This window comes from Micromonospora sp. NBS 11-29, from assembly GCF_002140155.1.
Taxonomy (GTDB): domain Bacteria; phylum Actinomycetota; class Actinomycetes; order Mycobacteriales; family Micromonosporaceae; genus Micromonospora.
This window is the reverse complement of the sequence record NZ_NAPR01000014.1, coordinates 16,482-17,128: the sequence shown is the minus strand read 5'-3', so window position 1 is coordinate 17,128 and position 647 is coordinate 16,482. Positions and strand designations below refer to the sequence as shown.

General features: G+C 79.0%; 1 protein-coding gene. It reads left to right on the top strand.

All coding sequences use genetic code 11. The annotated features are described in order from the left end of the window. A partial coding sequence (locus tag B1205_RS31955) for a ketoacyl-synthetase C-terminal extension domain-containing protein (protein WP_303395029.1) occupies positions 1–647 on the top strand: 647 nt, incomplete at both ends.

Genomic DNA, 647 nt, shown 5'->3' with positions numbered 1-647 from the left:
TGCTGGCCACGTACGGGCAGGACCGGGGCGACGCCGCGCCGCTGCTGCTCGGCTCCGTCAAGTCGAACCTCGGGCACACCCAGGCCGCCGCCGGTGTCGCCGGGGTGATCAAGATGGTGCAGGCGATGCGGCACGGCGTCGTCCCGCCCACCCTGCACGTGGACGCCCCGACCCCGCAGGTCGACTGGGACGCCGGCGCCGTCGAGCTGGTCACCGAGGCGACCCCGTGGCCGGCCGTGGACCGACCTCGCCGCGCGGCGGTCTCGTCGTTCGGCGTCTCCGGTACCAACGCCCACACCATCCTCGAACAGGCCCCGGCCGACGAGCCCGCTCCGGCCGACGCCGCGCCGGCGGTCACCCGCCCGGCCGTACCGGTGGTGGTGTCCGCCCGGGACGCCGCCGCGCTCGCCGCCCAGGCCGGACGCTGGGCCGCCCGGCTGGCCGCCGACCCCGCCCTGACCGCGCTCGACGTGGCGTTCTCGTCGGTCACCGCCCGCGCCGCGCTGGACCGGCGGGCCGTGCTCGCCGCCGCCGACCGGGACGACCTGCTGGCCGGGCTGCGGGCGCTCGCCGCCGGCACGCCGTCCGCCGCCACCGCCTCCGGGGAGGTCACCGAGCGGCAGGCGCTGGCGGTGCTCTTCTCCGGG